The following is a 23,822-nucleotide window of genomic DNA, read 5'->3' as shown; positions in this document are numbered from 1 at the left end:
ACCACCGCGGCCGTCCTCCCGGCAACCGGGGCCGGTCCGCATACCGGGGCCGCCCCGAAAACAGGTGACGTGGCGTCGGACATGCGTGCCATGCTCGGGCCCGTGGAGACCAGGTCCGTCAGTCCCGTGTTCGTCGGCCGTGCCGAAGAGCTCAACAGCCTGAACGAAGCGCTCGCCCGCGCCGCCGCGGGCGAGCCGCAGGCGTTGCTGCTCGGCGGCGAGGCCGGTGTCGGCAAGACCCGGCTCGTCGAGGAGTTCGCCACCGCCGCCTGCCGGCAGGGCGCGGTCGTCGCCCTCGGAGGCTGCGTGGAGATCGGCGCCGACGGACTGCCCTTCGCGCCCTTCTCGACCGCCCTGCGTGCCCTGCGCCGCGCCCTGCCCGACGAACTGGCCGCCGCGGCCGCGGGCCAGGAGGAGGAACTGGCCCGGCTGCTGCCCGAGGTCGGCGAGGCGATCCCCGCCCGGGGCGCCGGCCGCCACGACGAGGAGAGCATGGCCCGCCTCTTCGAGCTCACCGCCCGCCTCCTGGAACGCGTCGCCGCCGAGCGCACCGTCGTCGTCGCCCTGGAGGACCTCCACTGGGCCGACGCCTCCACCCGACACCTCCTGGCCTACCTCTTCCGCACCCTGCGCACCGGCCGTCTGGTCGTCCTCGCCACCTACCGCGCCGACGACATCCACCGCCGCCACCCGCTGCGCCCCCTGCTCGCCGAACTCGACCGCCTGCGCACGGTCCGCCGCATCGAACTCGGCCGCTTCAACCGGGACGAGGTCAGCCGCCAGATAGCCGGGATCCTCGCCACCGAACCGAACCCCGCCCAGGTCGACGAGATCTTCGAACGCTCCGACGGCAACGCCTTCTTCGTCGAGGAACTCGCCGTCTGCGCCACCGAGGGCTGCGGCACCGGTTTGACCGACTCCCTGCGCGACCTGCTCCTGGTCCGCGTCGAGGGCCTGCCCGAAAGCACCCAGAAGGTCGCCCGGGTCGTCGCCGAGGGCGGCTCCACCGTGGAGTACCGGCTGCTGGCCGCGGTCACCGGGCTCGCCGAGGACGATCTCATCGAGGCGCTGCGGGCCGCGGTGAACGCCAACATCCTCACCCCCGCGCCCGACGGCGACGGCTACCGCTTCCGGCACTCGCTGGTGCGCGAGGCCGTCGCCGACGACCTGCTGCCCGGCGAACGCTCCCGCCTCAACCGCCGCTACGCCCAAGCCCTGGAGGCCGACCCCACGCTCGTCCCCGCCGACGAGCGCGTCATGCGCCTGGCCAGCTACTGGTACCACGCCCATGACGCCGCCAAGGCGCTGCCCGCCGTCCTGGACGCCTCCGTCACCGCCCGCCGCCGGCACGCCTACTCCGAGCAACTCCGGCTCCTGGAACGCGCGATGGAGCTGTGGGACACCGCACCCGAAAACGTCCGGGCCGCCCTGCGCCCCGTCGACTACACCGAGGTCTACCCTCCCTGCGGCTGCGACCCCGCCACCACACCGTTGCGCTACCTCGACCTCATGGCCGAGGCCGCCGTCGCAGGCCGGCTGGGCGGTGAACGCGAACGCGCCCTGAAGATCACCAAGCGGGCGCTGAACATCCTGGAGGACGACGGCGACCCGCTGCGTGCGGCCTGGTTCTGGGTGCAGCGCTCCCATCTCGTCCAAGGGCTGGCCCGCGGCGACGGCTGGACCGAACTGGCCACCGCCGAGGACCTGGTCCGCGGTCTGCCGCCGTCCGAGGTGCACGCCGAGGTGCTGTCCACCGTCGCCAACTGGTCCCATGTGCACGTCCCCGGCCCCGAGGCCTTCTCCGCCGCCGAACGCGCCGTGGAGTACGCCCGCATGGTCGGCGCCCGCGAGATCGAGATGAACGCGCGACTCACCCTCGCCGGCCTGGTGGTGGAGTCCGGCAGCGTCGAGTCCGGACTCGACGAGATGTTCGACGTCCTGCGGCGGACCCTCGACGACGGCATTCCCAGCGTCGCCAGCCGCGCCTACGTCAACCTGCCCTCCTCCCTCGAGAGCATCGGCCGCTCCCGGGAAGCCGTGGACCTCCTGCGGGACGGGCTGACCCACGCACGACGGCACGGCCTCTCCGACAAGGAGGCCTGGATCTGGGGGAACCTCGCCGAGTCCCTCTACTCGCTGGGTCACTGGGACCAGGCCGCGGAAGCCGCCTCCCAGGCCGAACGCGTCGGCCAGAGCGCCAAGCCCCGCGGCTTCCACGCCGTCAACCGGGCCGCACTCTCGCTCGCCCGCGGCGAACTGACCGAAGCCGCACGTCAACTCGCCTCGGCACGCGGCTACTTCGGCTCCCACGACCGGGCCCCCCAACATGAACTCCCCCTTGCCGACATCACCATCGCGATCGCCGCCGGCGAAGGCCGCCTCCTGGACGCCCGCGCCGAACTCGAACGCGTCCTGGACGCCGGCTTCCCGCCGGGCACCCAGCGCTACGCCTGGCCCCTGCTGCTCACCGCCGCCACCATGGAGGCCGACAGCCTCGGCCTGCCCGTCGCCGAACAGGGCCGCACGAAGATCGTCGACCGCATCCGGGAGGCTGCCAGGCCCCTCGCCACCCACGCGCCCGTCTGGCTCGCCCACGACCGCTGGCTGCGCGCCGAACTGCTGCGCGCCGAGTGCGCCGACACCCCGGACCACTGGTACGAGGCCCTCAGCGCCGTCGAGCCCCTGGAACGCCCCTACGACCTCGCCCGCGTCCGCCACCGGCTCGCCCAGGCCCTGCTGTCCGCGCCCGGCGGCGCCGAGCAGCCCGAGCGGGAGCAGGCCACCGATCTCCTGCGGCTCGCCCACGCCGCCGCCGACCACCTCGGCGCCCGGCCCCTCGCCGACGCGGTGCTGCTGCTCGCCCGCCGCGCCCGCCTCGCCCTGACCGCGGCCCCGGCGCCCGACGGTGCCGACCCGGTCCGCTCCCTCGGCCTCACGGGCCGCGAACATGACGTCCTGCGCCTGGTCGCCCTCGGCCGCACCAACCGCCAGATCGCCGAGGAACTCTTCATCTCGCCGAAGACGGCCAGCGTCCACGTGTCCAACATCCTCGCCAAGCTCGGCGTCTCCGGACGGGGAGAAGCCGCGGCGGTGGCGCACCGCCTGGGACTCTTCCCGGAGGAGGCTCTCCACGCGCCGATCACACAGTGAGGCGTACGGTGTAGGAGACCGGCAGGGGAGACTGCATGTTCAACATGTTCGAGGAACTGTTCGCGCCCGGCCGCAAGCACACCCATGACGAGCAGAAGCGGCTGGAGCTGACCCGTGAGGACGTCGGCGACGGCGATCCCGGACGCGGGCCGATAGATCTCACGTCCGGGAAGGTCGTCGTCCGCCGCCCCGAGCCGGACGAGGGCGGACCGGACGAGGACGAAGCGGAGCGTCCGGCTAGCTGACCTGTATCTCCAGGACCTTGTCGTCCCCCGCCTCGGGGCTGCCGCGCCCGTCGGTGTTGCTGGTGACGAGCCACAGCTTGTCCCCGCCCGCGGAGACCACCGTGCGCAGCCGGCCGTACTCACCCTTCAGGAACGCCTCAGGCTCGGCCGAGGCCGCCGTGCCCTTCAACGGGACGCGCCACAGGCGCTGGCCCCTCAGACCGGCCATCCACAGGGAGCCCTCGGCGTAGGCGACACCGCTGGGGGAGGCCTCGTCGGTGTGCCACTGGGCTATCGGGTTGTGGAACTTCCTGTCGTCGGACTTGCCCTCGGCCGTGGGCCAGCCGTAGTTGTCGCCCGGCTTGATCGCGTTCAGCTCGTCCCAGGTGTCCTGGCCGAACTCCGAGGCGAACAGCCGCTGTTTGGAGTCCCAGGCGAGGCCCTGCACATTGCGGTGGCCGTACGAGTACACGGGGGAGTTCGGGAAGGGGTTGCCCGGGGCCGGATCGCCCTCCGGGGTCAGGCGCAGGATCTTGCCGCCCAGGGACTCGCGGTCCTGGGACAGGCCGGTGTTGCCGCTCTCGCCCGTGCCCGCGTACAGCATGCCGTCCGGGCCGAACGCGATCCGGCCGCCGTTGTGGATGAAGCCCTTCGGGATGCCCTTGAAGACGGTGTCGGGAGCGCCCAACTGCTCGCCGGACGCCTTCTGCTCGTCGTAGACCATCCTGACGACGCGGTTGTCCGAGTCGGAGGTGAAGTAGGCGTAGACCATGTGGTCCGAGGCGTAGTCCGGGGACAGCGCGATACCCAGGAGGCCGCCCTCGCCGGCCGCGGAGACCCCGGAGACCTGGCCCAGCTCCGTCTTCTTGCCCGACTCTCCGTCGACCCGGGTGATCGTGCCCTCGTCCCGTGAGGAGACGAGCAGGTCGCCGTCCGGGAGCGGGGCGAGGCCCCACGGGGTCTTGAGGCCCTCGGCGACCGTGCGCACCACCTTCACAGAGCCCTTCGCCGGCGGGGTCGCCTCCGCGGCCTGCCGGGTGGGGGAGGACCCTGAGGCCGTACTGCTCGACGAGGCCCTGTCGCCGCCGGTCGCGTCACTTCCGCCTCCTCCGCCGTCGGAGGAGCAGCCGGCCGTCAGCAGGAGCGTGGTCGCGGCCAGCACGGCCGTCACAGCTCGACGATGCACGATCATGGTCCCTTCGAAGCGGCGGGTTCTACCTGTCATACACCGCTCGCGCCTCCCAGGTTCCCGATCTCCCGGACCCGATGCGTGGGTGGGTGGGGTGGGTGGGGCGAGGGGAGCCGTCAGTCCAGGGGGCGCGAACCGGCCTTGGCGAGGGGCGGCGTGGCCCGGCGGTGGGGCAGGGCCGGTGTGGGCGGGGGTGTTCGAGGCTCACCGTGGCGGCTGCCCCGGCCCGCCGCGGCCGGGTGGTGACGGCGAGTGCTCCCTGCCCCGTGACCCACCGCGGCCGACAGCCTGCCCTGTGACACACCGCGGTCACGGTGCCGCCCCACCCTCCCCGTAACCCACCGCGGCGGGCCGTGCCGACGCACCCCCCCCCGCCACCGGCCTGTCCGGATCGCCGCCGTTCCGCTGGCCGACCCCACGCCGCCGACGGTCCCGTCAGTCCCACGACCCCTGCGCCGGCGGCAGTTCCGCCACCTCCGTGAGGTCCTGGCCGGTCAGGCGGAGTCGGGCCGCCGTCGCGTTCTCCGTCACCCAGCGCTCCTGCTTGGTGCCCGGCACCGGCACCACGTGGCGGCCCTGCGCCAGTACCCACGCCAGCGCCACCTGGGCCGGGGTCACCCCCTCGCCGTGCCGGGCCGCGATGCGGCGCAGGCCGGAGACGATCGGCTGGTTCGCGGCCATCATCTCGGCGGTGAAGCGGGGGTGGCGGGCGCGGACGTCGTCCGGTTCGAAGCCCTCGCCCGGGGTCAGGGTGCCGGTCAGGAAGCCGTTGCCGAGGGGCATCGCCGCGAGGAAGCCGATGCCGCGCGCCGCGCACCACGGCACCAGCGTCTCCAGAGCTTCCGGCGACCACACGGACAGCTCCGCCTCCACCGCGCTCACCGGGAAGACCTGCTGAACCCGCCGCAACTGCCGGATCGTCGCGTCGTACAGCCGCGTTCCGGAGCGGCGCCCGCCCCGCGCCCCCATCGCGCAGAGCCCCAACGACCGTACCTTTCCGGCATGTACGAGCTCCGCCATCGCACCCCAGGTCTCCTCGACCGGGACCTCGGGATCCTCGCGGTGCAACTGGTAGAGGTCGATCACATCGGTCTGGAGCCGTCGCAGCGAGGCGTCGCAGGCTCTTCTCACATAGCCGGGGCGGCCGTTGGCCACGATGTGCTGATCGCCCACCAGCAGACCGACCTTGGTCGACACGAACGCGTCCTCGCGCCGCTCCTTCAACACCCGCCCCAACAAAAGCTCGTTGGTGAACGGGCCGTACATGTCGGCCGTGTCCAGCAGCGTCGAGCCAAGATCGAGCGCCCGGTGCACGGCCCTTACCGACTCGTCGCCCCGCTGCCGCGACCCGTTGTAGGCCCAGCTCATCGGCATGCACCCGAGTCCGACGGCTCCCACCGCGAGCGCCGCCGCGCCGATCGTCCTGCGCTCCACCTGCTCGTGACCCTCCCTCTTCCGGCCCCCAACCTAACCTCTGGGCTCCCAGGCGCCTGACATAGCCTCCTGGGCATGAGTGCTGACGTGTGGCTTCCGATCCCGCCCGACGACATCGAGGGGCTCCCCGAGGGCCCCTCCTACCGCTTCTGGAACGGCCAGGACGACTTCCCGGCGGACCCGGCCGACTGCGCCTACTACGTCGTCCCCTACATGAAGCCCCTGGACGTCGTCCTGCGGCCGATGCCCCACCTGAGTTCCGTCGAGGTCGTCCAGACGCTGTCGGCGGGCGTCGACAACGTGACACCGGGCCTGAAGCACCTGCGTCCCGGGGTGCGGTTGTGCAACGCGCGCGGTGTGCACGAGGCGAGCACCGCCGAACTCACGCTCACTCTCGTCCTCGCCTCGCTGCGCGGGATCCCCGACTTCGTGCGCGCCCAGGACAAGGGGGAGTGGCGCGGCGGGTTCCGGCCCGCGCTCGCCGACAAGACGGTCCTCATCGTCGGCTACGGCTCGATCGGCTCCGCCATCGAGGACCGGCTCGTACCGTTCGAGGTCGCGCGGGTGGCGCGCGTCGCGCGCTCCGCTCGCACCACGGAGCGCGGCCCGGTGCACCCACTCGCGGAACTGCCCGCCCTGCTCCCCGAGGCGGACGTCGTCATCCTGTCCACGCCCCTCGACGAGACCACACGTCACCTGGCCGACGCCGAGTTCCTTGCCCGTATGAAGGACGGCGCGCTCCTCGTGAACGTCGCCCGCGGCCCCGTCGTCGACACCAAGGCGCTGCTCGCCGAGCTGGAGACCGGCCGCATCACCGCCGCCCTCGACGTCACCGATCCCGAGCCGCTGCCCCAGGGCCACCCCTTGTGGCAGGCGCCGGGCGTACTCGTCAGTCCCCATGTCGGAGGACCCACGTCCGCGTTCCTGCCGCGCGCCAAGCGCCTGTTGGTGGACCAGTTGAACCGTTATGTGAACCAGGAGCCCCTGCGCAACGTGATCCTTACGACGGGCTCAGGCGGCGCGTGACGCGCACGAAACGCATGGTCGGGCGCGGGCGTGCAACAGGCGTGTAATCCGTTTCCGGTACCCTCCGCAACCTTTCGGACGCGGTCCGTGCTCGCATCGGCGCTGGTCGTCACGGAGCGTAGAGGAACTATGTCCCTGAGTGACGAGACTGGTGTATCGTCCCGACAGGGGCTGCGCCGCGCACCGTTCGGCGCCGGGGATGGACATTGCAGACTGTGAGGGGGGCGACGGGCGATGCACGGCCTATGGACGAACGATCCGACGCGGCGGGGCCGCCGGCTCCGACCCTGGCACACGGCCGCGCGCAGACGCGGCCACCACGCCGGTCACGGCGGTCATCCCAGCCATTACCGCAGGCACAGCAGCCGCAGGAGGCATGCGCACCCGGCGCACCCGGACCCCCGGGACCCCGGAGCGGCGCGGACCGGGAGGGTCCGGTGACCTCGCCCCCGTCTCCCACGACCACCCTCGACGGAGCGCTGCGGGCCCGGCCCGCGAGGGGGGCGCTGCCCTCCCGGCCGTCGGCCCCCCGCAGCGGGTCGAGCCTGGTCCACCAACTCCTTCTCGCCCTGGTGTGCGCGGGATACGCCATCGGCTCCGCGCTCGGCTGGGGCTCGCGCGAAGTGGCCCTGATCATGGGTGACTTCGGGCTGAGCGCCGCGGCGGGCACCGCCGCCGTGTCGTGCTTCGTCCACGCCCGTAACCGTCGGGTCCGCTTTCGACCCGCCTGGCTGCTCTTCGGTCTCTCCTCGACCATGGCGTCGCTCGGCAACCTCATCTGGGGGTGGTACGAGGTCGTCCTGGGCCGGGCCGTGCCCAGTCCCAGCTACGCCGACCTGTTCTTCCTCTGCTTCGCGCCGCCCGCCATCGTGGGCCTGCTGGTCCTCGCCAAGCGGCCGGTGACCAAGGCCGGCTGGGTCTGTCTCGGTCTCGACTCCTGGCTGATCGGCGGCTCGCTGCTCACGCTCTCGTGGAGCCTCGCCCTCGCCCAGGCGGCGAAGTCCGAGGGGCCGAGCGTCGCGCACACCGCGCTGTCCCTGGCCTACCCGCTGCTGGACATCGCCCTCGTCAGCATGGTCCTGGCCCTGCACTTCCGACGCTCGGCGGTCAACCGCACCGCGGTGAACACCGCGATCGGCGCGCTCGCCCTGACGGTGATGTGCGACGCCCTGTTCACCTCGCCGCTGCTGCACAACAGCTACCGCTCCGGCCAGTTGCTGGACGCCGGCTGGTTCGCCGGATCCCTGCTCCTCGCCTACGCCCCCTGGGCCGCGTCCCGGCACCCGGACGGCGACCGGCAGCGGCCGACCGGGCACACGCGCGTGGTGCGCGAACACCTGCCCAGGCAGCGGTTCGGGATCCAGCACCACCCGTCCGCACAGGGATCGCAGGGCGGTGACCACGGCCGGTACCCGGCCACCCGGCCCATCACCGGGTCGCTGGCCGCCCTCACGCCGTACCTCGCCGCAGCGGTCTGCACCCTGGGCATCCTCTACAACGTCCTCAACGGCCGCAGCGTGGACCGGGTGGTGCTGCTCACCGGCGGCACCGTCGTGCTCGCCCTCGTGGTGCGCCAGGGCATCATGCTGCTCGACAACATCACCCTCACCCAGGAACTCGCGCAGAAGGAGAACCACTTCCGCTCCCTGGTGCAGGGGTCCAGCGACGTCATCATGATCGCCGCGCCCAACGGCATCCTCCGCTACGTCTCCCCGGCCGCCGCCGGTGTCTACGGACGCCCCGCCGAGGAACTCGTGGGCACCGAGCTGGCCGGTCTCATCCACCCGGAGGACCTCGGCTGCGTGGTGCACGAGGTGCGGCGCTTCCTGGCCGCCAACCCCCTCGAAGAACCCACCACCCGCATCGAGTGCCGCTTCCGGTCCGGCGACGGCGGCTGGCTCAACGTCGAGTCCACCGTCAACCGCCACCACGGCGGCCTCATCTTCAACAGCCGGGACGTGACCGAAAGAGTGCGCCTCCAGGCGCAGCTCCAGCACAACGCCGAGCACGACCCGCTGACCGACCTGCCCAACCGCGCCCTGTTCACCCGGCGCGTCCAGCAGGCCCTGTCCGGCCGCCGCTCCTCCGACCGCGGCACGGCCGTCCTCTTCATCGACCTGGACGGCTTCAAGGCCGTCAACGACACGATCGGGCACCAGGCCGGGGACGAACTGCTCGTCCAGGCCGCCCGCAGACTGCAGGACGCCGTCCGGTACGGGGACACCGCCTCCCGGCTCGGCGGCGACGAGTTCGCCGCGCTGATCGTCGGGGACGGCACCCGTGACCGCACCGTCCGCGAGAGCGACATCCTGGAGCTCGCCGACCGCCTCAGGGTCACGCTCTCGCAGCCCTACCTCATCGACGGCAACGATGTCCGGGTCGCCGCCTCCATCGGTGTCGCGTTCGCCGAGCCCGGTCTCGGAGCGGGCGAGCTCCTGCGCAACGCGGACCTCGCGATGTACCGGGCCAAGGCGGGCGGCAAGGGCCGGGTCGAGCTGTACGCGCCCCAGATGCAGCAGGACGTCGTACGCAAGGCGGAGCTGGCCACGCGCCTGCGTGCCGCGCTGCACGACGGCGAGTTCGCCCTGCTGCACCAGCCCGTCGTCTGCCTGGAGGACGGCCGGATCACCTCGGTCTGCGCCCAGGCCCGCTGGCGGTCCTCCCAGGGAGTGCTCTTCACGCCCGCCGAGTTCCTGCGGGTGGCCGAGGACAGCGACAAGACGCAGGAGCTGGGCCGCTGGATCCTGGAGGAGGCCGTGGAACAGGCCGCCGAGCGGGCCGCGAACGGGCTCACCGTGCCCGTGGCGGTCCGGATGAGCGCCCCGCGGCTGCTGGACCGCTCGCTGCCCCTGGGATCCGTCGAGGCCCTGCTGACCCGGCACGGACTGCCGTCCGGCTCCCTGGTCATCGAGCTCTCCGACACCGACCCCCGGGTCTCCCTGGACGAGCTGGAGCGCCGGCTGACCGCGCTCCGGCGCGTCGGCGTCCGGATCGCCCTGGACGGCTTCGGCAGCGGCTACGCGGCGATCAACGCCCTGCGCAGACTCCCCGTGGACGTGCTGAAGCTCGACCGCAGCCTGGTCGAGGGCGTCGTGGAGTCCGCGCGACTGCACAAGATCACCAGCGGGCTGCTCAGGATCGCCGGCGATCTCGGGCTGCAGTCCGTGGCCGAGGGGGTGGACCTTCCCGAACAGGTCGTCGCCCTGCGCGCGATGGGCTGCACGCACGGGCAGGGCATGGCGTTCTCGGGTCCGCTGGACGAGTACCGGCTGCTCAGGGCCCTGGCCTCGGGGCACTATCCGGTGCCGCACGGGCCCGCCGAACCCGCGTTCGCAGGGGGCGGTTCGGGGGTGTACACCGGAAGCATGACGGCGGTACTCGGTGGTGGGACGTCCCTCCGCTCACATAATGAGACTCCCGTCCCACCCACTTGACAGTGAGTGCGTGCCGGGGGGAGGGTCAGTCTCATGCGCACCCGAATTCTCGTACTTGGAAAGCGCGTCGGCTGACGCTGAGCCACAGACCGCTCAGCGATCCCCACCCGGCGCGCTCCCCTCGCTTGCCTTATGGCACGAGGGGTTTTTTGTTGCCCAGCCTCCCCACCTCAGCTTCACACCCTCAGCATCGAGAAGAGAATGACGATGACCGAGCAGGCCACCGGGGCCCATCCGCAGCCGCGGCCCCGATCCGGAGGACAGCAGTCCGCCCCCGAGCACGTCACGGGCGCGCAGTCCCTCATCCGCTCTCTCGAGGAGGTCGGCGCCGAGACGGTATTCGGCATTCCCGGCGGTGCCATCCTTCCGGCGTACGACCCGCTGATGGACTCCACCCGGGTGCGGCACGTCCTGGTCCGGCACGAGCAGGGCGCGGGTCACGCGGCCACGGGTTACGCGCAGGCCACCGGCAAGGTCGGCGTCTGCATGGCGACCTCCGGCCCCGGTGCCACCAACCTGGTCACCCCGATCGCGGACGCCCACATGGACTCGGTGCCGCTCGTGGCGATCACCGGGCAGGTGGCCTCCAAGGCGATCGGCACGGACGCCTTCCAGGAGGCGGACATCGTCGGCATCACCATGCCGATCACCAAGCACAACTTCCTCGTCACCAAGGCCGAGGACATCCCGCGGGTCATCGCGCAGGCGTTCCACATCGCCTCCACAGGACGCCCGGGACCTGTCCTGGTCGACATCGCCAAGGACGCGCTCCAGGCGAAGACGACCTTCTCCTGGCCGCCGGTGATGGACCTGCCCGGCTACCGCCCGGTGACCAAGCCGCACGCCAAGCAGATCCGCGAGGGCGCCAAGCTGATCACCCAGGCCAAGCGGCCCGTCCTCTACGTCGGCGGCGGTGTCATCAAGTCCGGCGCCACCGCCGAGCTGAAGGTCCTCGCGGAACTCACCGGAGCCCCCGTCACCACCACCCTGATGGGGCTCGGCGCATTCCCCGACAGCCACCCGCTGCACGTGGGAATGCCGGGCATGCACGGTTCGGTCACCGCCGTCACCGCGCTGCAGAAGGCCGACCTGATCGTCGCCCTCGGAACCCGGTTCGACGACCGCGTCACCGGCAAGCTGGACAGCTTCGCCCCGCACGCCAAGATCGTCCACGCCGACATCGACCCGGCCGAGATCGGCAAGAACCGCGCCGCCGACGTGCCGATCGTCGGTGACGCCCGCGAGGTCATCGCCGACCTGGTCCAGGCCGTCCAGAAGGAGCACAGCGAGGGCCACCAGGGCGACTACAGCGCCTGGTGGAAGGACCTGTCCCGCTGGCGCGAGACCTACCCGCTCGGCTACGACCTGCCCGCCGACGGCTCGCTGTCCCCGCAGCAGGTCATCGAGCGGATCGGACAGCTCGCCCCCGAGGGCACGATCTTCGCGGCGGGCGTGGGCCAGCACCAGATGTGGTCCGCGCACTTCATCCAGTACGAGAAGCCCGCCACCTGGCTGAACTCCGGCGGCGCCGGGACCATGGGCTACGCGGTCCCGGCCGCGATGGGCGCCAAGGCCGGGATGCCGGGCAACACCGTCTGGGCGATCGACGGCGACGGCTGCTTCCAGATGACCAACCAGGAACTGACCACCTGCGCCCTGAACAACATCCCGATCAAGGTCGCCATCATCAACAACGGCGCCCTCGGGATGGTCCGCCAGTGGCAGACCCTCTTCTACAACCAGCGGTACTCCAACACCGTGCTGCACTCCGGTCCGGAGGACATCAACCCGGACGCCAAGGGCACGCGCGTGCCGGACTTCGTGAAGTTGTCCGAGGCGATGGGTTGCGTGGGCCTGCGCTGCGAGCGCCCGGAGGACCTGGACAAGGTCATCGCGGAGGCGAACTCCATCAACGACCGTCCCGTCGTCGTGGACTTCATCGTCCACGAGGACGCGATGGTGTGGCCGATGGTCGCCGCCGGCACCTCCAACGACGAGATCATGGCCGCCCGGGACGTCCGCCCCGACTTCGGCGACAACGAAGACGACTGAGAGCCGTAAAGGAAGCAGATCATGTCCAAGCACACGCTCTCCGTCCTGGTGGAGAACACCCCGGGCATCCTGGCCCGGATCGCCGCCCTCTTCTCCCGCCGCGGCTTCAACATCGACTCCCTCGCGGTCGGTGTCACCGAGCACCCCGAGATCTCGCGGATCACGATCGTGGTCAGCGTGGTCGACGAACTGCCGCTGGAGCAGGTGACGAAGCAGCTCAACAAGCTCGTCAACGTCCTGAAGATCGTCGAACTGGAGCCGGGTTCCGCGGTTCAGCGCGAACTCGTTCTGGTGAAGGTGCGCGCCGACAACGAGACGCGCTCCCAGATCGTCGAGATCGTCCAGCTGTTCCGCGCCAAGACCGTCGACGTCTCCCCGGAGGCCGTCACCATCGAGGCCACCGGCTCCAGCGACAAGCTGTCCGCGATGCTGAAGATGCTGGAGCCCTTCGGCATCAAGGAGCTGGTCCAGTCCGGCACCATCGCCATCGGCCGCGGTGCCCGCTCGATCACGGACCGCTCGCTGCGCGCCCTCGACCGCAGCGCCTGACACCGGCTACGGGCGGCCCAGGCCGCCCGTATGCCGAGACCCCGAAACTTCATTCCACCCCGCCGTCATACGGTGGGACGCAACACCTGCACACAAGGAGAGAACCCAAAGTGGCCGAGCTGTTCTACGACGCCGACGCCGACCTGTCCATCATCCAGGGCCGCAAGGTCGCGGTCATCGGTTACGGCAGCCAGGGCCACGCCCACGCGCTGTCGCTCCGTGACTCGGGTGTCGACGTGCGTGTCGGTCTGCACGAGGGCTCCAAGTCCAAGGCCAAGGCCGAGGAGCAGGGCCTGCGCGTGGTGACGCCGTCCGAGGCCGCCGCCGAGGCCGACGTCATCATGATCCTGGTCCCGGACCCGATCCAGGCCCAGGTCTACGAGGAGTCCATCAAGGACAACCTGAACGACGGCGACGCGCTGTTCTTCGGCCACGGCCTGAACATCCGCTTCGACTTCATCAAGCCCCCGGCGAACGTCGACGTCTGCATGGTCGCCCCCAAGGGCCCGGGCCACCTGGTGCGCCGCCAGTACGAGGAGGGCCGCGGCGTTCCGTGTATCGCGGCCGTCGAGCAGGACGCGTCGGGCAACGCCTTCGCGCTCGCGCTGTCGTACGCCAAGGGCATCGGCGGCACCCGCGCGGGTGTCATCAAGACGACCTTCACCGAGGAGACCGAGACCGACCTGTTCGGTGAGCAGGCCGTGCTCTGCGGTGGTACGGCCGCGCTGGTCAAGGCCGGTTTCGAGACGCTGACCGAGGCCGGCTACCAGCCGGAGATCGCGTACTTCGAGTGCCTGCACGAGCTGAAGCTCATCGTCGACCTCATGTACGAGGGCGGCCTGGAGAAGATGCGCTGGTCGATCTCCGAGACCGCCGAGTGGGGCGACTACGTCACCGGCCCGCGGATCATCACCGACGCCACCAAGGCCGAGATGAAGAAGGTCCTCGCCGAGATCCAGGACGGCACCTTCGCCCGTGAGTGGATGGCCGAGTACCACGGCGGTCTGAAGAAGTACAACGAGTACAAGCAGCAGGACTCCGAGCACCTGCTGGAGACCACCGGCAAGCAGCTGCGCAAGCTGATGAGCTGGGTCGACGAGGAGGCGTAAGCCTCGTGCTACGGGGCCGGAGCGGACCGCTCCGGCCCCGTTGTCCAACCCGTCGCGTCACGGACGGGTGATCCTTCCGCAGAGGCGCAGGACGACCTCCGCGGCGCCACTACACTGCCGTACTACATACGCGTCAGGCCCACAGCGTCGTGCGTCTTCCACGCGGCTAGCCAACCTCCACCGCCTGCGGCCGTCGGGACGGCCGTCCGCACGCAATGGACTTGTGAGGACTCACGTGAGCTCGAAACCCGTCGTACTCATCGCTGAAGAGCTGTCGCCCGCGACCGTGGACGCGCTTGGCCCGGACTTCGAGATCCGGCACTGCAACGGAGCGGATCGAGCCGAACTGCTCCCGGCCATCGCCGACGTCGACGCGATCCTGATCCGCTCCGCCACCAAGGTGGACGCCGAGGCCATCGCCGCCGCGAACAAGCTGAAGGTCGTCGCACGAGCCGGCGTCGGCCTGGACAACGTCGACGTCTCCGCCGCCACCAAGGCCGGCGTGATGGTCGTCAACGCCCCCACCTCGAACATCGTGACCGCCGCCGAGCTGGCCTGCGGTCTCCTCGTCGCCACCGCCCGCCACATCCCGCAGGCCAACGCCGCGCTGAAGAACGGCGAGTGGAAGCGCAGCAAGTACACCGGCGTGGAGCTCGCCGAGAAGACCCTCGGTGTCGTGGGTCTGGGCCGCATCGGCGCGCTGGTCGCCCAGCGCATGTCCGGGTTCGGTATGAAGGTCGTGGCCTACGACCCCTACATCCAGCCCGCCCGCGCCGCCCAGATGGGCGTCAAGGTGCTGTCCCTGGACGAGCTGCTCGAGGTCTCCGACTTCATCACCGTCCACCTGCCCAAGACCCCCGAGACCGTCGGCCTCATCGGTGACGAGGCGCTGCGCAAGGTCAAGCCGAGCGTGCGGATCGTCAACGCCGCGCGTGGCGGGATCGTCGACGAGGAGGCGCTGTACTCCGCCCTCAAGGAGGGCCGGGTCGCCGGTGCCGGTCTCGACGTGTACGCGAAGGAGCCCTGCACGGACTCCCCGCTGTTCGAGTTCGACCAGGTCGTCGCCACCCCGCACCTCGGCGCCTCCACCGACGAGGCCCAGGAGAAGGCCGGTATCGCCGTCGCCCGCTCGGTGCGCCTCGCCCTCGCCGGCGAGCTGGTGCCCGACGCGGTCAACGTCCAGGGCGGTGTCATCGCCGAGGACGTCAAGCCGGGCCTCCCGCTCGCCGAGCGCCTCGGCCGGATCTTCACCGCGCTCGCCGGTGAGGTCGCGGTCCGCCTCGACGTCGAGGTGTACGGCGAGATCACCCAGCACGACGTGAAGGTGCTGGAGCTCAGCGCCCTCAAGGGTGTCTTCGAGGACGTCGTCGCCGAGACGGTGTCGTACGTCAACGCCCCGCTGTTCGCGCAGGAGCGCGGTGTCGAGGTGCGGCTGACGACCAGCTCGGAGTCGGCCGACCACCGCAACGTCGTCACCGTGCGCGGCACGCTCGGCAGCGGCGAGGAGGTGTCGGTCTCCGGCACGCTGGCCGGCCCGAAGCACCTCCAGAAGATCGTCGCCGTCGGCGAGTACGACGTGGACCTGGCGCTCGCCGACCACATGGTCGTCCTCAAGTACGAGGACCGTCCCGGTGTCGTCGGCACGGTCGGCCGGATCTTCGGCGAGGCCGGGATCAACATCGCCGGTATGCAGGTCTCGCGTGCGATCGCCGGTGGCGAGGCGCTGGCGGTCCTGACCGTGGACGACACGGTCCCCGCCGGGGTGCTGACCGAGGTCGCCGAGGAGATCGGGGCGACGTCGGCCCGTGCGGTGAACCTGGTCTGACGTTTCACGACCACAAGAGACTGGGCGGGCCGAGGGTTCTCGGCCCGCCCAGCCTCGTCTCATACGAGTGACCTCTCCGACCGCGGTTCCGGCTCCTGCGCTTCCTTCCGCACCTCGACTCCCCGCAGAGTCGCCGCCGCCAGCACCGCGGCCCCGGCGAGCAGCACCGCCCCCGCGATGGCCGCCCCCTGCATCCCGCTGGTGAACGCCTCCCTGGCCGTCGTCGCCAGGCCCGGGAAGCGGTCGGCCACCGCCAGCGCCCCGCTCAGCGTCTCGCGGGCCACGTCCGGCGCCGAACCCGGCATCTCATGGCGGTAGACCGCCGTACCGATGGAACCGAGGACCGCCATCCCGAGGGCGCCGCCGAACTCCGCGCCGGTCTCCATCAGCGAGGACGCCGAGCCGGCCCGCTCCACCGGGGCACTGCCCATCGCGAGGTCGGTGATCTGGGAGATCACGGTGACCACGCCGACGGCGAGGACTCCGCACCCGGTCAGGACCAGCGGCATCGAGTCCGTGCCGGTGAAGGCCAGCAGCGCGTAGCCGACCGCGCCGATCACGAAGCCCGCGGTGACGACGTGGGCGCGGTCGACGCCCCTGTGGACCAGGGAGGTCGCGAGCGGGGCCGCGGCTCCGATCGGCACCGAGGGCAGCAGTGCCCACAGGGCCGCCTCCAGCGCGCTCTTGTCGAGCACCGACTGCAGGTACTGCGTGGTGAAGTAGGCCGAGCCCATCATCGCGAACGACGAGACGAGGTTGAGGGCGACGGAGGGGCCGAAACCGCGGCCTCGGAACAGGGCCGGGGAGATCATCGGGTTGGCGCTGGTGCGCTGGCGGTGGACGAACAGGGCCGCGAAGAGCAGGCCGACGGTGATCGAGACGACGTACCGGACGTTCCAGCCGTCGGACGGGATCTCCTTGAGGCCGTAGACGACGGGCAGCACCGCGGCCATCGACAGCGGGACGCTCAGCCAGTCGAAGCGACCGGGTGAGGCAGCCTTGGACTCGGGCAGCAGGATCGGGCCGAGGACCAGGAGCAGCACCATCGCGGGCAGGTTGACCAGGAAGACCGAGCCCCACCAGAAGTACTCGACCAGCACCCCGCTCATCACCGAGCCGAGCGCGATGCCCGCCGTCATCACCCCGGACCACACGCCGATCGCCTTCGCGCGCTGTCCGGGGTCGGCGAACATCGTGCGGATCAGCGCCATCGTCGACGGCATCAGGGTCGCGCCGCCGATGCCGAGCACCGCGCGGGCCGCGATCAGCATCTCGGCGCTGTGCGCGTAGGCCGCCGCGAGGGAGGCCGTGCCGAAGGCGACCGCGCCGATCAGCAGCAGCCTGCGCCGGCCGATGCGGTCGCCCAGGGAGCCCATCGTCATCAGCAGGCCGGCCAGGACGAAGGCGTAGATGTCGAAGATCCACAGCTGCTGGGTGCCGGTCGGTTCCAGGTCCGCGCTGATCGCCGGGATCGCGAAGTAGAGGACGGAGACGTCCATCGAGACCAGGAGCAGCGGAAGCATCAGGACGCCGAGAGCGGTCCATTCGCGGCGGCCGGCCAGGGAACCGGCAGGGGTCGGATTCGTCATGCCGGTGACTATACGAGCGTCTTAAACGGTTGTCTATGACGTTTGTATAAATCGCTTGTCTAGATAGGCTGAGCGCATGGGACATCGCGAGGATCTGCTCGAAGGCGCCAAGCGCTGCCTGCTGGAGAAGGGGTTCCTGCGCACGACCGCGCGGGACATCGTCAAGGAGTCGGGGACGAATCTGGCGTCCATCGGCTATCACTACGGCTCGAAGGACGCGCTCCTGGCGCAGGCGTACATCGCGCTGGTGGAGGACATGTCCTTCGAGGGAGGCGGGGGATTCACCGGGGCGCCCGGCTCGCTGGAGCGCTTCCGGGAGGTGTGGGCCACCATCGTCGACACCATGCGGGAGCCCGGCTCGATGTGGCGGCTCAGCCTGGAGGTCATGGGTATGGGTGACCAACTGCCCGAGGTGCGCGACCAGTTGGTCCGCGCACAACGCGAGGGCGGGCGTGGTCTGGTGTCCATGCTGATGGGCGTGCCGGAGGATGAGGTGACGGACGAGACCGCGGACACCCTCGGCCGGTTCTATCTGGCGTTGATGACGGGGCTCATCGGCCAGTGGTCCTTCGATCCGAAGAGCGCGCCCGACGCGGACACCCTCACCGAGGGCCTGCGGCAGGTCATCGAGGCCGCCACGCGCGCGTGATGCGCCCGTCCCGCATCTCCAGCACCCGGTCCGCCACATGCCGTACGACCGCACGGTCGTGGCAGATGAACAGGTACCCGAGGCCCATCTCGTCCTGGAGGTCGGCGAGGAGGTTGAGGATGCCGGCCCGGACGGAGGGGTCCAGTGCCGACACCGGCTCGTCAAGGACGAGGAGGCGCGGCTCGCACGCCAACGCCCGTGCGATGCCCACGCGTTGGCACTGCCCGCCGGAGAGCTCGTGCGGGCGGCGGTCGCCGTACGACGGGTCCAGGCCGACCCGGTCGAGGAGTTCGGCGATCTGGGCGGACGTGGGCCTTCGGCCCTTGAGCCGCAGCGGTTCCGCGACCGCGTCCCGGACGCGGTGCCGCGGGCTGAGGGAGCCGTAAGGGTCCTGGAACACCGGCTGCATACGGGAGCGGAGGGGTCGCAGCTCGCGCTCGGTGAGGGTGGTCAACTCCCTTCCTTCGAAGCGGACTTCGCCGCTGTCCGGGCGGCGCAGCTGGAGCACGGCGTGGGCGGTGGACGACTTGCCGCAGCCGCTCGGGCCGTCGAGGGCGAGGGTCTCGCCCGGTGCCAGGGTGAAGGACAGGTGATCCACCGCGGTGACCTCGCCGTGCCGGACGACCAGGTCGCGGACTTCGAGAAGGGGTGTGCTCACGCCTCCTCCCCGTGGTGGCAGGCGACCAGCCGGTCGTCCACCCGTCTTGGTTCCGGTTCCCGGTGGTGGCACACCTCCGTCGCCAGCCGGCAGCGCGGGGCGAAGGCGCAGCCAGGCGGGAGGGCGTCCGGGGCCGGGGGCGAGCCGGGCAGGGCGACGAGACGCCGTCCGCGCGCGTTCTCCGGGAGGGACGCGAGCAGGCCCGCGGTGTACGGGGCCAGGGGGTGCGCGAGCACCTCGCGTGCCGGGCCCGTCTCCACCGCGCGGCCGGCGTACATCACCAGCACCCGGTGCGCGTGCCGCCGTACGGCCTCCATGTCGTGGGTGACCAGCACCAGCGCCGTGCCCCTCGACTCCCGCTGTTCGGCGAGGAGGCGCAGCACCAGCTCGCGGTGGTCGGTGTCGAGGGCGGTGGTCGGCTCGTCGGCGATCAGGACGTCCGGCTCGTTGATCGTGGCCATCGCGACGACCGCGCGCTGGCGCATGCCGCCGGAGTACTCGTGCGGGTAGGAGCGGGCCCGGCGGGCCGCGTCGGCGATGCCCACCCGGTCCAGCGCGGCCACCGCCAGGGCGTGTGCCTCACGGCGGCCCACGCGACGCACCGACCGTACGGCGGCGGCGAGTTGGGCGCCGACCGGGTGGACGGGGGACAGGGCCGAGAGGGCGTCCTGCGGGACCAGCGCGATCCGCCGGCCCCGCGCCCCCGACAGGTCGGGGTGGACCGTGCCCGTCGTCGTGGCCTGCCTCGGCAGCATGCCCAGCAGCGCCCGTGCCGTCAGGCTCTTGCCCGCGCCCGACTCGCCCACCAGGGCGAACACCTCGCGCGCCCGGATGTCGAAGGACACCCCGCGCACGGCTTCGACGCCGGCGAAGGCGATCCGCAGATCACGCACCGACAGCAGTACCTCAGACCCCAACTCCGGCCTCCCGCCGTGTACTTCTCGGGCTTCGCCCCTGGGTGTACGACGCCCCCGACACCGCGAGTCCCGCCAGCAGGGCGAGGGCCACGGCCGGGGCGAGGGCGGCCCACGGGGCGCGTTCGACATAGGCGCGGGACTCGTCGAGGAGCAGGCCCCACTCGGGGGCGGGCGGCTGGGCGCCCAGGCCGAGGAAGCCCAGGGAGGCGAGGGCGAGGGCGATCCCGGGCAGGCGGAGGAGCGCGTGCCGGGCCACCGGGGCCGCCACCGAGGGCAGGACGTGCCGGGTCAGGATCCACAACGGACCCGCCCCGATGGCCCGTTGGGCGGTGAGGAAGGCGGACGCCCGCACTTCCTGCACGAGGGCCGCCGCGTGCGCGGACAGGGCCGGCCAGGAGATGAGGGCGACCGCGAGGGCCGCGCCACCGGTACCGGGACCGGCCGCGGCGGCGACCAGGATGCCGACGATCACCGGCGGCAGGGCGTTGGCGATGTCCGCCGCACCCGCCGCGACGCCGGGCAGGAAACCCAGCGCGAGGGCCGTCACCAGGCCGAACAGGCAGATCGCGGCCGCCGTGCCGACCGTCGAGGCGGCGCCGTGGCCGAGCCGGGCGAGCACGTCACGGCCGAGGGCGTCGGTGCCGAGCGGATGCGCCCAGGACGGGGCGGCGAGGCGGACGGTCGTGTCCACGGTGTACGGATCGCGCAGCAGGCCCCAGCAGACGGTCACGGCGAGAACGGTGAACAGGGCGGCGGGGACGGCCGGGTGGGTACGGACCGGGCGGGGCGGGGGCAGGCTGAGACCGGCGTCCCGCAGGGCCGGCCCCAGCAGCCGGCGCCGGGCGAGCGCCGCCACCGCGCCCGCGACCAGGCCGAGGAGCAGCAGGGCAAGCACCGAGCCCTGGAGCAGCGGGAGATCCTGCGAGCGGGCCGCGCCCAGGGCGGTGCGCCCGATGCCGGGCACCGCGAACACCAGCTCCACGGCCACCGCGCCGCCCGCGAGTCCGACCGCGGCCATGCCGAACTGCGGTACCAGCGGCGGCAGTACGCGCTTGAGGGCGGCCGCCGAGATCCTCGTACGGCTCACTCCCGCGCCCCGCCACAGCTCCACCCAGCGCTCGTCGAGCACGGCGGGCAGCGCGTCCGCGACCAGCCGCCCGAGCAGCCCGCCCGCGGGCACGCCGAGGGCGAGGGCGGGCAGCACCAGATACGCGGGACCCGCCCAGCCGGACGTCGGCAGCAGGCCGAGCCACACCCCGAACACCAGCAGGGCGACCGTGGCCAGCAGGAATTCGGGCACGGCGGCGAGCATCGCGGCGAAGGCACCGGCCGAGCCGCGCCCGCGTACGAGCACCGGCGCCACCAGTGCGGCGGCCAGCAGCACCGCCACGCCGAGCGCCGCGCCCATCAGGGCCAGCGACACCTGGAGTCCGGCGAGGACGGAGGGCAGGACGTCGGAGCCCGACACCCAGGAGGTGCCGAGGTCGCCGTGCAGCAGGTCGGCGGCCCAGCTCCCCAGCAGGCGCAGGGGACCGGCGTCCAGGCCGAGGTCCTCGCGAATCGCGGACAGTGCCTCCTCGGTGCCCTCCTGCTCGGCCGACCGGGCGCGCAGCACGGTGAGCGCCGGGTCCCGGTGGGAGAGCCAGGGCAGCAGACCCACGGCGGCGACGACCACGAGGAGAACGAGGAACCGGGTCGACCCGGCGGACGACGGCCTCACTTGACGTACGTGTCGGCCGTGACCAGCTTCCGCTCGCGCGGGTCGTGCGCGGCGCCCACGACACCGGCGGCGTCGCCCTGGATCACCCGCTCGTGGAGCAGCGGCACGGCCGCGTCCTGGGCGAGTACGGCGGCCTCGGCCGCGATGACCGCCCCGCGGCGGGCGTCCCCGACCGGGGCGTCGGCGGCCTTCCGCAGGGCCGCGTCGGCCGCCTTGTCGGAGAGGCGCGAGAGGTTGAAGGTGCCGTCGGAGGCGAAGTCGCTGTAGAGGTAGGCGGCCGGGTCGCCGGAGTCGAGGACGGTGGCGCGGGAGAGGACGAACGCGTCGAACTCGCCCGCGAGCGCGTCGGATTCGATGGTGGCGTACTCGCGGACGTCCAGCTTCACCCGGAACCCGGCCTTCTGGAGCTGCTGTTGCAGCGCGGCCGCGACCTCGGGCATCTCGGCGCGGTCGGTGTAGGTGCCGATGGTGACCGTCTCGCCCCGCGGGCGGCCCGCCGCCACGCGCCGGACCGGCGAGCGTAGTTCGGCGGCCCAGGGCAGCGCTGGTCCGAGCAGCCCCTCGGCGACATCGGCCCGCCCCTCGTACACGCCCTCGACGAGTACCCCGGCGTCGACGGCCTCACGGGCGGCGGCGCGCAGCGAGGCGTCCTTGAAGACCCCCTTGCCGGTGTTCAGGTACAGCGTGTTGGTGCGCGGCATCGGGACCTCGGTGATCAGGTCCTGGTCGAGGACGGCGGCCTGCGAGACCGGGACCGCCTCGACGATGTCGGCCTCGCCGCTGCGCAGGGCGGCCGCGCGGGCGGTGCCGTCGGGCACGAACCGCACGTCGATTCCCGCGGACTTGGCCTTGGCGCCCCAGTAGCCGTCGTAGCGGTCGAGGGTGGCGGAGGCGGTGCCGTTCACCTTCGTCAGCTCGAAGGGGCCGGTGCCGGCGCCGACCGGGTTCACGGTCTTGCCGGTGTACGCCTTCGCGGCGAGGACCGACAACTGCGGGGAGCTGAGCCGCTGCGGGACCAGGGGGTCCTCGTGGGCGGTGGTGACGCTGACGGTGTCGGCGTCCACGGCCTTGGCCGTCAGCGTGACGCCGTCCAGGATGCGGGGCTTGGGGGCGGCGGTGGCGGCGGTGGTGAGGGACCGTACGACCGCTTCGGCGTCGAGCCGTGTGCCGTCGTGGAAGGTGACGCCGTCGCGTATGTCGAAGGTCCAGGTGCGGCCCGACTGCTGCCACCTGGTCGCGAGGGCGGGCTTCGCGTCGCCGTCCGCGTCGAGCTCGACGAGGGTTTCCGCCGTAGACCAGCGCGACAGCTTGAACGCGTCGTCGGAGAGGGGGGAGAGGCCGGAGCGCGGGGGCTGCATCATCGCCACGCGGAGGCGACCGCCGTGCTCCTCGGCGCCGCCACCCCCGGCGGACGTACCCGAGAAGCAGCCGGTGAGCAGGGTGGACGCCAGGGCGGCCGGGATCAGGTGGCGGGCGGGCAGGCGCACGGGGCCCTCCGGGTAAAGGGGTGGTCAAGGAAGTGAAGTGCGCTGACCGTAGCATGATGACAATCATTTTCAATAATCGGCTCGGGGTGGCCGCCCGGGCGGCTCGGGTGCCGGTCGCGTGACGGAGGGCGGAGGCGGTGTCCGCGGTGATGCGGGTGGGGCGGTAGGCGGTTTCGGTCCATGGCCTGCCGCCCGAGACCCAGACGCAGCGTGCCCCGACGCCGAGCGCGCCGCCGATGTCGGCGGGGGCGGAGTCGCCGATCATCCAGGAGCCGTCGAGCCCGGTCCCGGCGACGGCCGCCGCCGCGTGGAAGATCTCCGGCGCGGGCTTGGGGTGTCCCACCGCCTGCGAGATCACCCAGCCGTGCACGAGCCGGTCGAGGCCGGTGGAGCGGATCTTCGTCTCCTGCTGGACGATTCGGCCGTTGGTCACGATCACCAGGGACCAGCCGTCGGCGAGGGCCGCGACGAGCGCTTCGCGGACCGGGTCGGACACCGTGACGCGGTCGGCCGCGCCCCGGTCGAGGAAGTCCTGGGAGTCGATGTCGCCGTACCGTTCCGACAGGGCGGCCGCGACCTTCCGCCGGGGTGTGAGCCCACTCGCGTCGACCGCCAGCAGCCAGTCCAAGTCCCCTTCAGGCAGCCGGTGTTCGCAGAGAAAGGCGCTCGCGGCCGCGCGGAAGGCCGCGTCCCGGTCGACGAGGGTGTTGTCGAGGTCGATCATCAGCAGGGGCACGAGGGCCAGTCTCCCCGCAGCGGGGGTCCGCGGAACGCGGCGACGGCCGTGACCCGTGTCGATGGACCGCCACC

General features: G+C 71.9%; 16 protein-coding genes and 1 pseudogene. 9 read left to right on the top strand and 8 right to left on the bottom strand.

Annotated features, from left to right (window positions below):
- Nucleotides 1-90: 90 nt before the first annotated feature.
- Nucleotides 91-3,150: an AAA family ATPase gene (locus ABZ098_RS23835; RefSeq protein ID WP_356594404.1), complete on the top strand. Its 3,060-nt coding sequence runs from the start codon at nt 91-93 to the stop codon at nt 3,148-3,150.
- A 35-nt stretch (nt 3,151-3,185) separates the two neighbouring features.
- Nucleotides 3,186-3,395 (top strand): DUF6191 domain-containing protein, encoded by a 210-nt coding sequence (locus ABZ098_RS23830; protein WP_356594228.1) that lies wholly within the window; start codon nt 3,186-3,188, stop codon nt 3,393-3,395.
- Here ABZ098_RS23830 and ABZ098_RS23825 read toward each other — a convergent pair.
- Both ABZ098_RS23825 and ABZ098_RS23820 read right to left on the bottom strand, forming a co-directional pair.
- Nucleotides 3,388-4,599 carry a PQQ-dependent sugar dehydrogenase gene (locus ABZ098_RS23825; RefSeq protein WP_356594226.1) on the bottom strand — a complete coding sequence of 404 codons (1,212 nt, stop codon included), beginning with the start codon at nt 4,597-4,599 and terminating at the stop codon, nt 3,388-3,390. The two genes, ABZ098_RS23830 and ABZ098_RS23825, sit on opposite strands and share 8 nt — an antisense overlap.
- Nucleotides 4,600-4,998: 399 nt before the next feature.
- Nucleotides 4,999-5,997: an aldo/keto reductase gene (locus ABZ098_RS23820; RefSeq protein ID WP_356594224.1), complete on the bottom strand. Its 999-nt coding sequence runs from the start codon at nt 5,995-5,997 to the stop codon at nt 4,999-5,001.
- A 75-nt stretch (nt 5,998-6,072) separates the two neighbouring features.
- Here ABZ098_RS23820 and ABZ098_RS23815 point away from each other — a divergent pair, with 75 nt between their 5' ends.
- The 6 genes from ABZ098_RS23815 (at nt 6,073) to serA (ending at nt 15,992) form a co-directional block, all read left to right on the top strand.
- Entirely contained in the window at nt 6,073-7,023 is a 951-nt protein-coding gene (locus ABZ098_RS23815; protein ID WP_356594222.1) for a 2-hydroxyacid dehydrogenase, read from the top strand.
- A gap of 437 nt (nt 7,024-7,460) precedes the next feature.
- The gene (locus ABZ098_RS23810; RefSeq protein WP_356594220.1) at nt 7,461-10,457 is read left to right on the top strand and encodes an EAL domain-containing protein; all 2,997 of its coding nucleotides are present in this window, start codon (nt 7,461-7,463) and stop codon (nt 10,455-10,457) included.
- A 207-nt stretch (nt 10,458-10,664) separates the two neighbouring features.
- On the top strand, nt 10,665-12,509 hold the full coding sequence (locus ABZ098_RS23805; RefSeq protein ID WP_356594218.1) for an acetolactate synthase large subunit: 1,845 nt from the start codon (nt 10,665-10,667) through the stop codon (nt 12,507-12,509).
- A gap of 21 nt (nt 12,510-12,530) precedes the next feature.
- Nucleotides 12,531-13,058 (top strand): acetolactate synthase small subunit, encoded by a 528-nt coding sequence (gene ilvN, locus ABZ098_RS23800; RefSeq protein ID WP_037712203.1) that lies wholly within the window; start codon nt 12,531-12,533, stop codon nt 13,056-13,058.
- Nucleotides 13,059-13,168: 110 nt separating this feature from the next.
- A complete protein-coding gene (gene ilvC / locus ABZ098_RS23795) occupies nt 13,169-14,167 on the top strand; it encodes a ketol-acid reductoisomerase (RefSeq protein ID WP_037712202.1) in 999 nt (332 codons plus the stop codon).
- Between the two features lie 235 nt (nt 14,168-14,402).
- Nucleotides 14,403-15,992, top strand: coding sequence for a phosphoglycerate dehydrogenase (gene serA / locus ABZ098_RS23790; RefSeq protein WP_069766168.1), 1,590 nt, complete (start codon nt 14,403-14,405; stop codon nt 15,990-15,992).
- 59 nt (nt 15,993-16,051) lie between these two features.
- On the opposite strand, the gene ABZ098_RS23785 is transcribed toward serA, so the two are convergent.
- Entirely contained in the window at nt 16,052-17,581 is a 1,530-nt protein-coding gene (locus ABZ098_RS23785; protein ID WP_356594215.1) for an MFS transporter, read from the bottom strand.
- A gap of 76 nt (nt 17,582-17,657) precedes the next feature.
- Here ABZ098_RS23785 and ABZ098_RS23780 point away from each other — a divergent pair, with 76 nt between their 5' ends.
- A complete protein-coding gene (locus ABZ098_RS23780) occupies nt 17,658-18,230 on the top strand; it encodes a TetR/AcrR family transcriptional regulator (protein ID WP_356594213.1) in 573 nt (190 codons plus the stop codon).
- Here ABZ098_RS23780 and ABZ098_RS23775 read toward each other — a convergent pair.
- The 5 genes and pseudogenes from ABZ098_RS23775 to ABZ098_RS23755 form a co-directional block, all read right to left on the bottom strand.
- Nucleotides 18,205-18,888, bottom strand: a complete 684-nt coding sequence (locus ABZ098_RS23775) for a dipeptide/oligopeptide/nickel ABC transporter ATP-binding protein (protein ID WP_356594211.1) — start codon at nt 18,886-18,888, stop codon at nt 18,205-18,207. The two genes, ABZ098_RS23780 and ABZ098_RS23775, sit on opposite strands and share 26 nt — an antisense overlap.
- Complete coding sequence (locus ABZ098_RS23770) at nt 18,885-19,805, bottom strand: ABC transporter ATP-binding protein (RefSeq protein WP_356594209.1); 921 nt, start codon at nt 19,803-19,805, stop codon at nt 18,885-18,887. Before ABZ098_RS23770 ends, ABZ098_RS23775 begins: the two co-directional genes overlap by 4 nt.
- A complete protein-coding gene (locus tag ABZ098_RS23765; RefSeq protein WP_356594207.1) occupies nt 19,795-21,525 on the bottom strand; it encodes an ABC transporter permease subunit in 1,731 nt (576 codons plus the stop codon). Before ABZ098_RS23765 ends, ABZ098_RS23770 begins: the two co-directional genes overlap by 11 nt.
- Nucleotides 21,522-23,012, bottom strand: a complete 1,491-nt coding sequence (locus ABZ098_RS23760) for an ABC transporter substrate-binding protein (protein ID WP_356594205.1) — start codon at nt 23,010-23,012, stop codon at nt 21,522-21,524. Before ABZ098_RS23760 ends, ABZ098_RS23765 begins: the two co-directional genes overlap by 4 nt.
- A 154-nt stretch (nt 23,013-23,166) precedes the next feature.
- Nucleotides 23,167-23,736: pseudogene (locus tag ABZ098_RS23755) on the bottom strand (HAD hydrolase-like protein); the annotation flags it as partial.
- Between the last annotated feature and the right edge of the window lie 86 nt (nt 23,737-23,822).

It is taken from the genome of Streptomyces sp. NPDC006335, from assembly GCF_040612795.1.
In the GTDB taxonomy this organism is placed as follows: domain Bacteria; phylum Actinomycetota; class Actinomycetes; order Streptomycetales; family Streptomycetaceae; genus Streptomyces.
The sequence above is the reverse complement of the archived record's forward strand: the minus strand, read 5'-3'. Positions and strand labels throughout refer to the sequence as shown.

Excerpts from the sequence above, each read along its gene's own strand:
- ABZ098_RS23815 (WP_356594222.1), top strand. The coding sequence starts at position 6,073 with ATGAGTGCTGACGTGTGGCTTCCGATCCCGCCCGACGACATCGAGGGG.
- ABZ098_RS23825 (WP_356594226.1), bottom strand. The coding sequence starts at position 4,599 with ATGACAGGTAGAACCCGCCGCTTCGAAGGGACCATGATCGTGCATCGT.
- ABZ098_RS23830 (WP_356594228.1), top strand. The coding sequence starts at position 3,186 with ATGTTCAACATGTTCGAGGAACTGTTCGCGCCCGGCCGCAAGCACACC.
- ABZ098_RS23780 (WP_356594213.1), top strand. The coding sequence starts at position 17,658 with ATGGGACATCGCGAGGATCTGCTCGAAGGCGCCAAGCGCTGCCTGCTG.
- ABZ098_RS23785 (WP_356594215.1), bottom strand. The coding sequence starts at position 17,581 with ATGACGAATCCGACCCCTGCCGGTTCCCTGGCCGGCCGCCGCGAATGG.
- ilvN (WP_037712203.1), top strand. The coding sequence starts at position 12,531 with ATGTCCAAGCACACGCTCTCCGTCCTGGTGGAGAACACCCCGGGCATC.
- ABZ098_RS23835 (WP_356594404.1), top strand. The coding sequence starts at position 91 with ATGCTCGGGCCCGTGGAGACCAGGTCCGTCAGTCCCGTGTTCGTCGGC.
- ABZ098_RS23805 (WP_356594218.1), top strand. The coding sequence starts at position 10,665 with ATGACCGAGCAGGCCACCGGGGCCCATCCGCAGCCGCGGCCCCGATCC.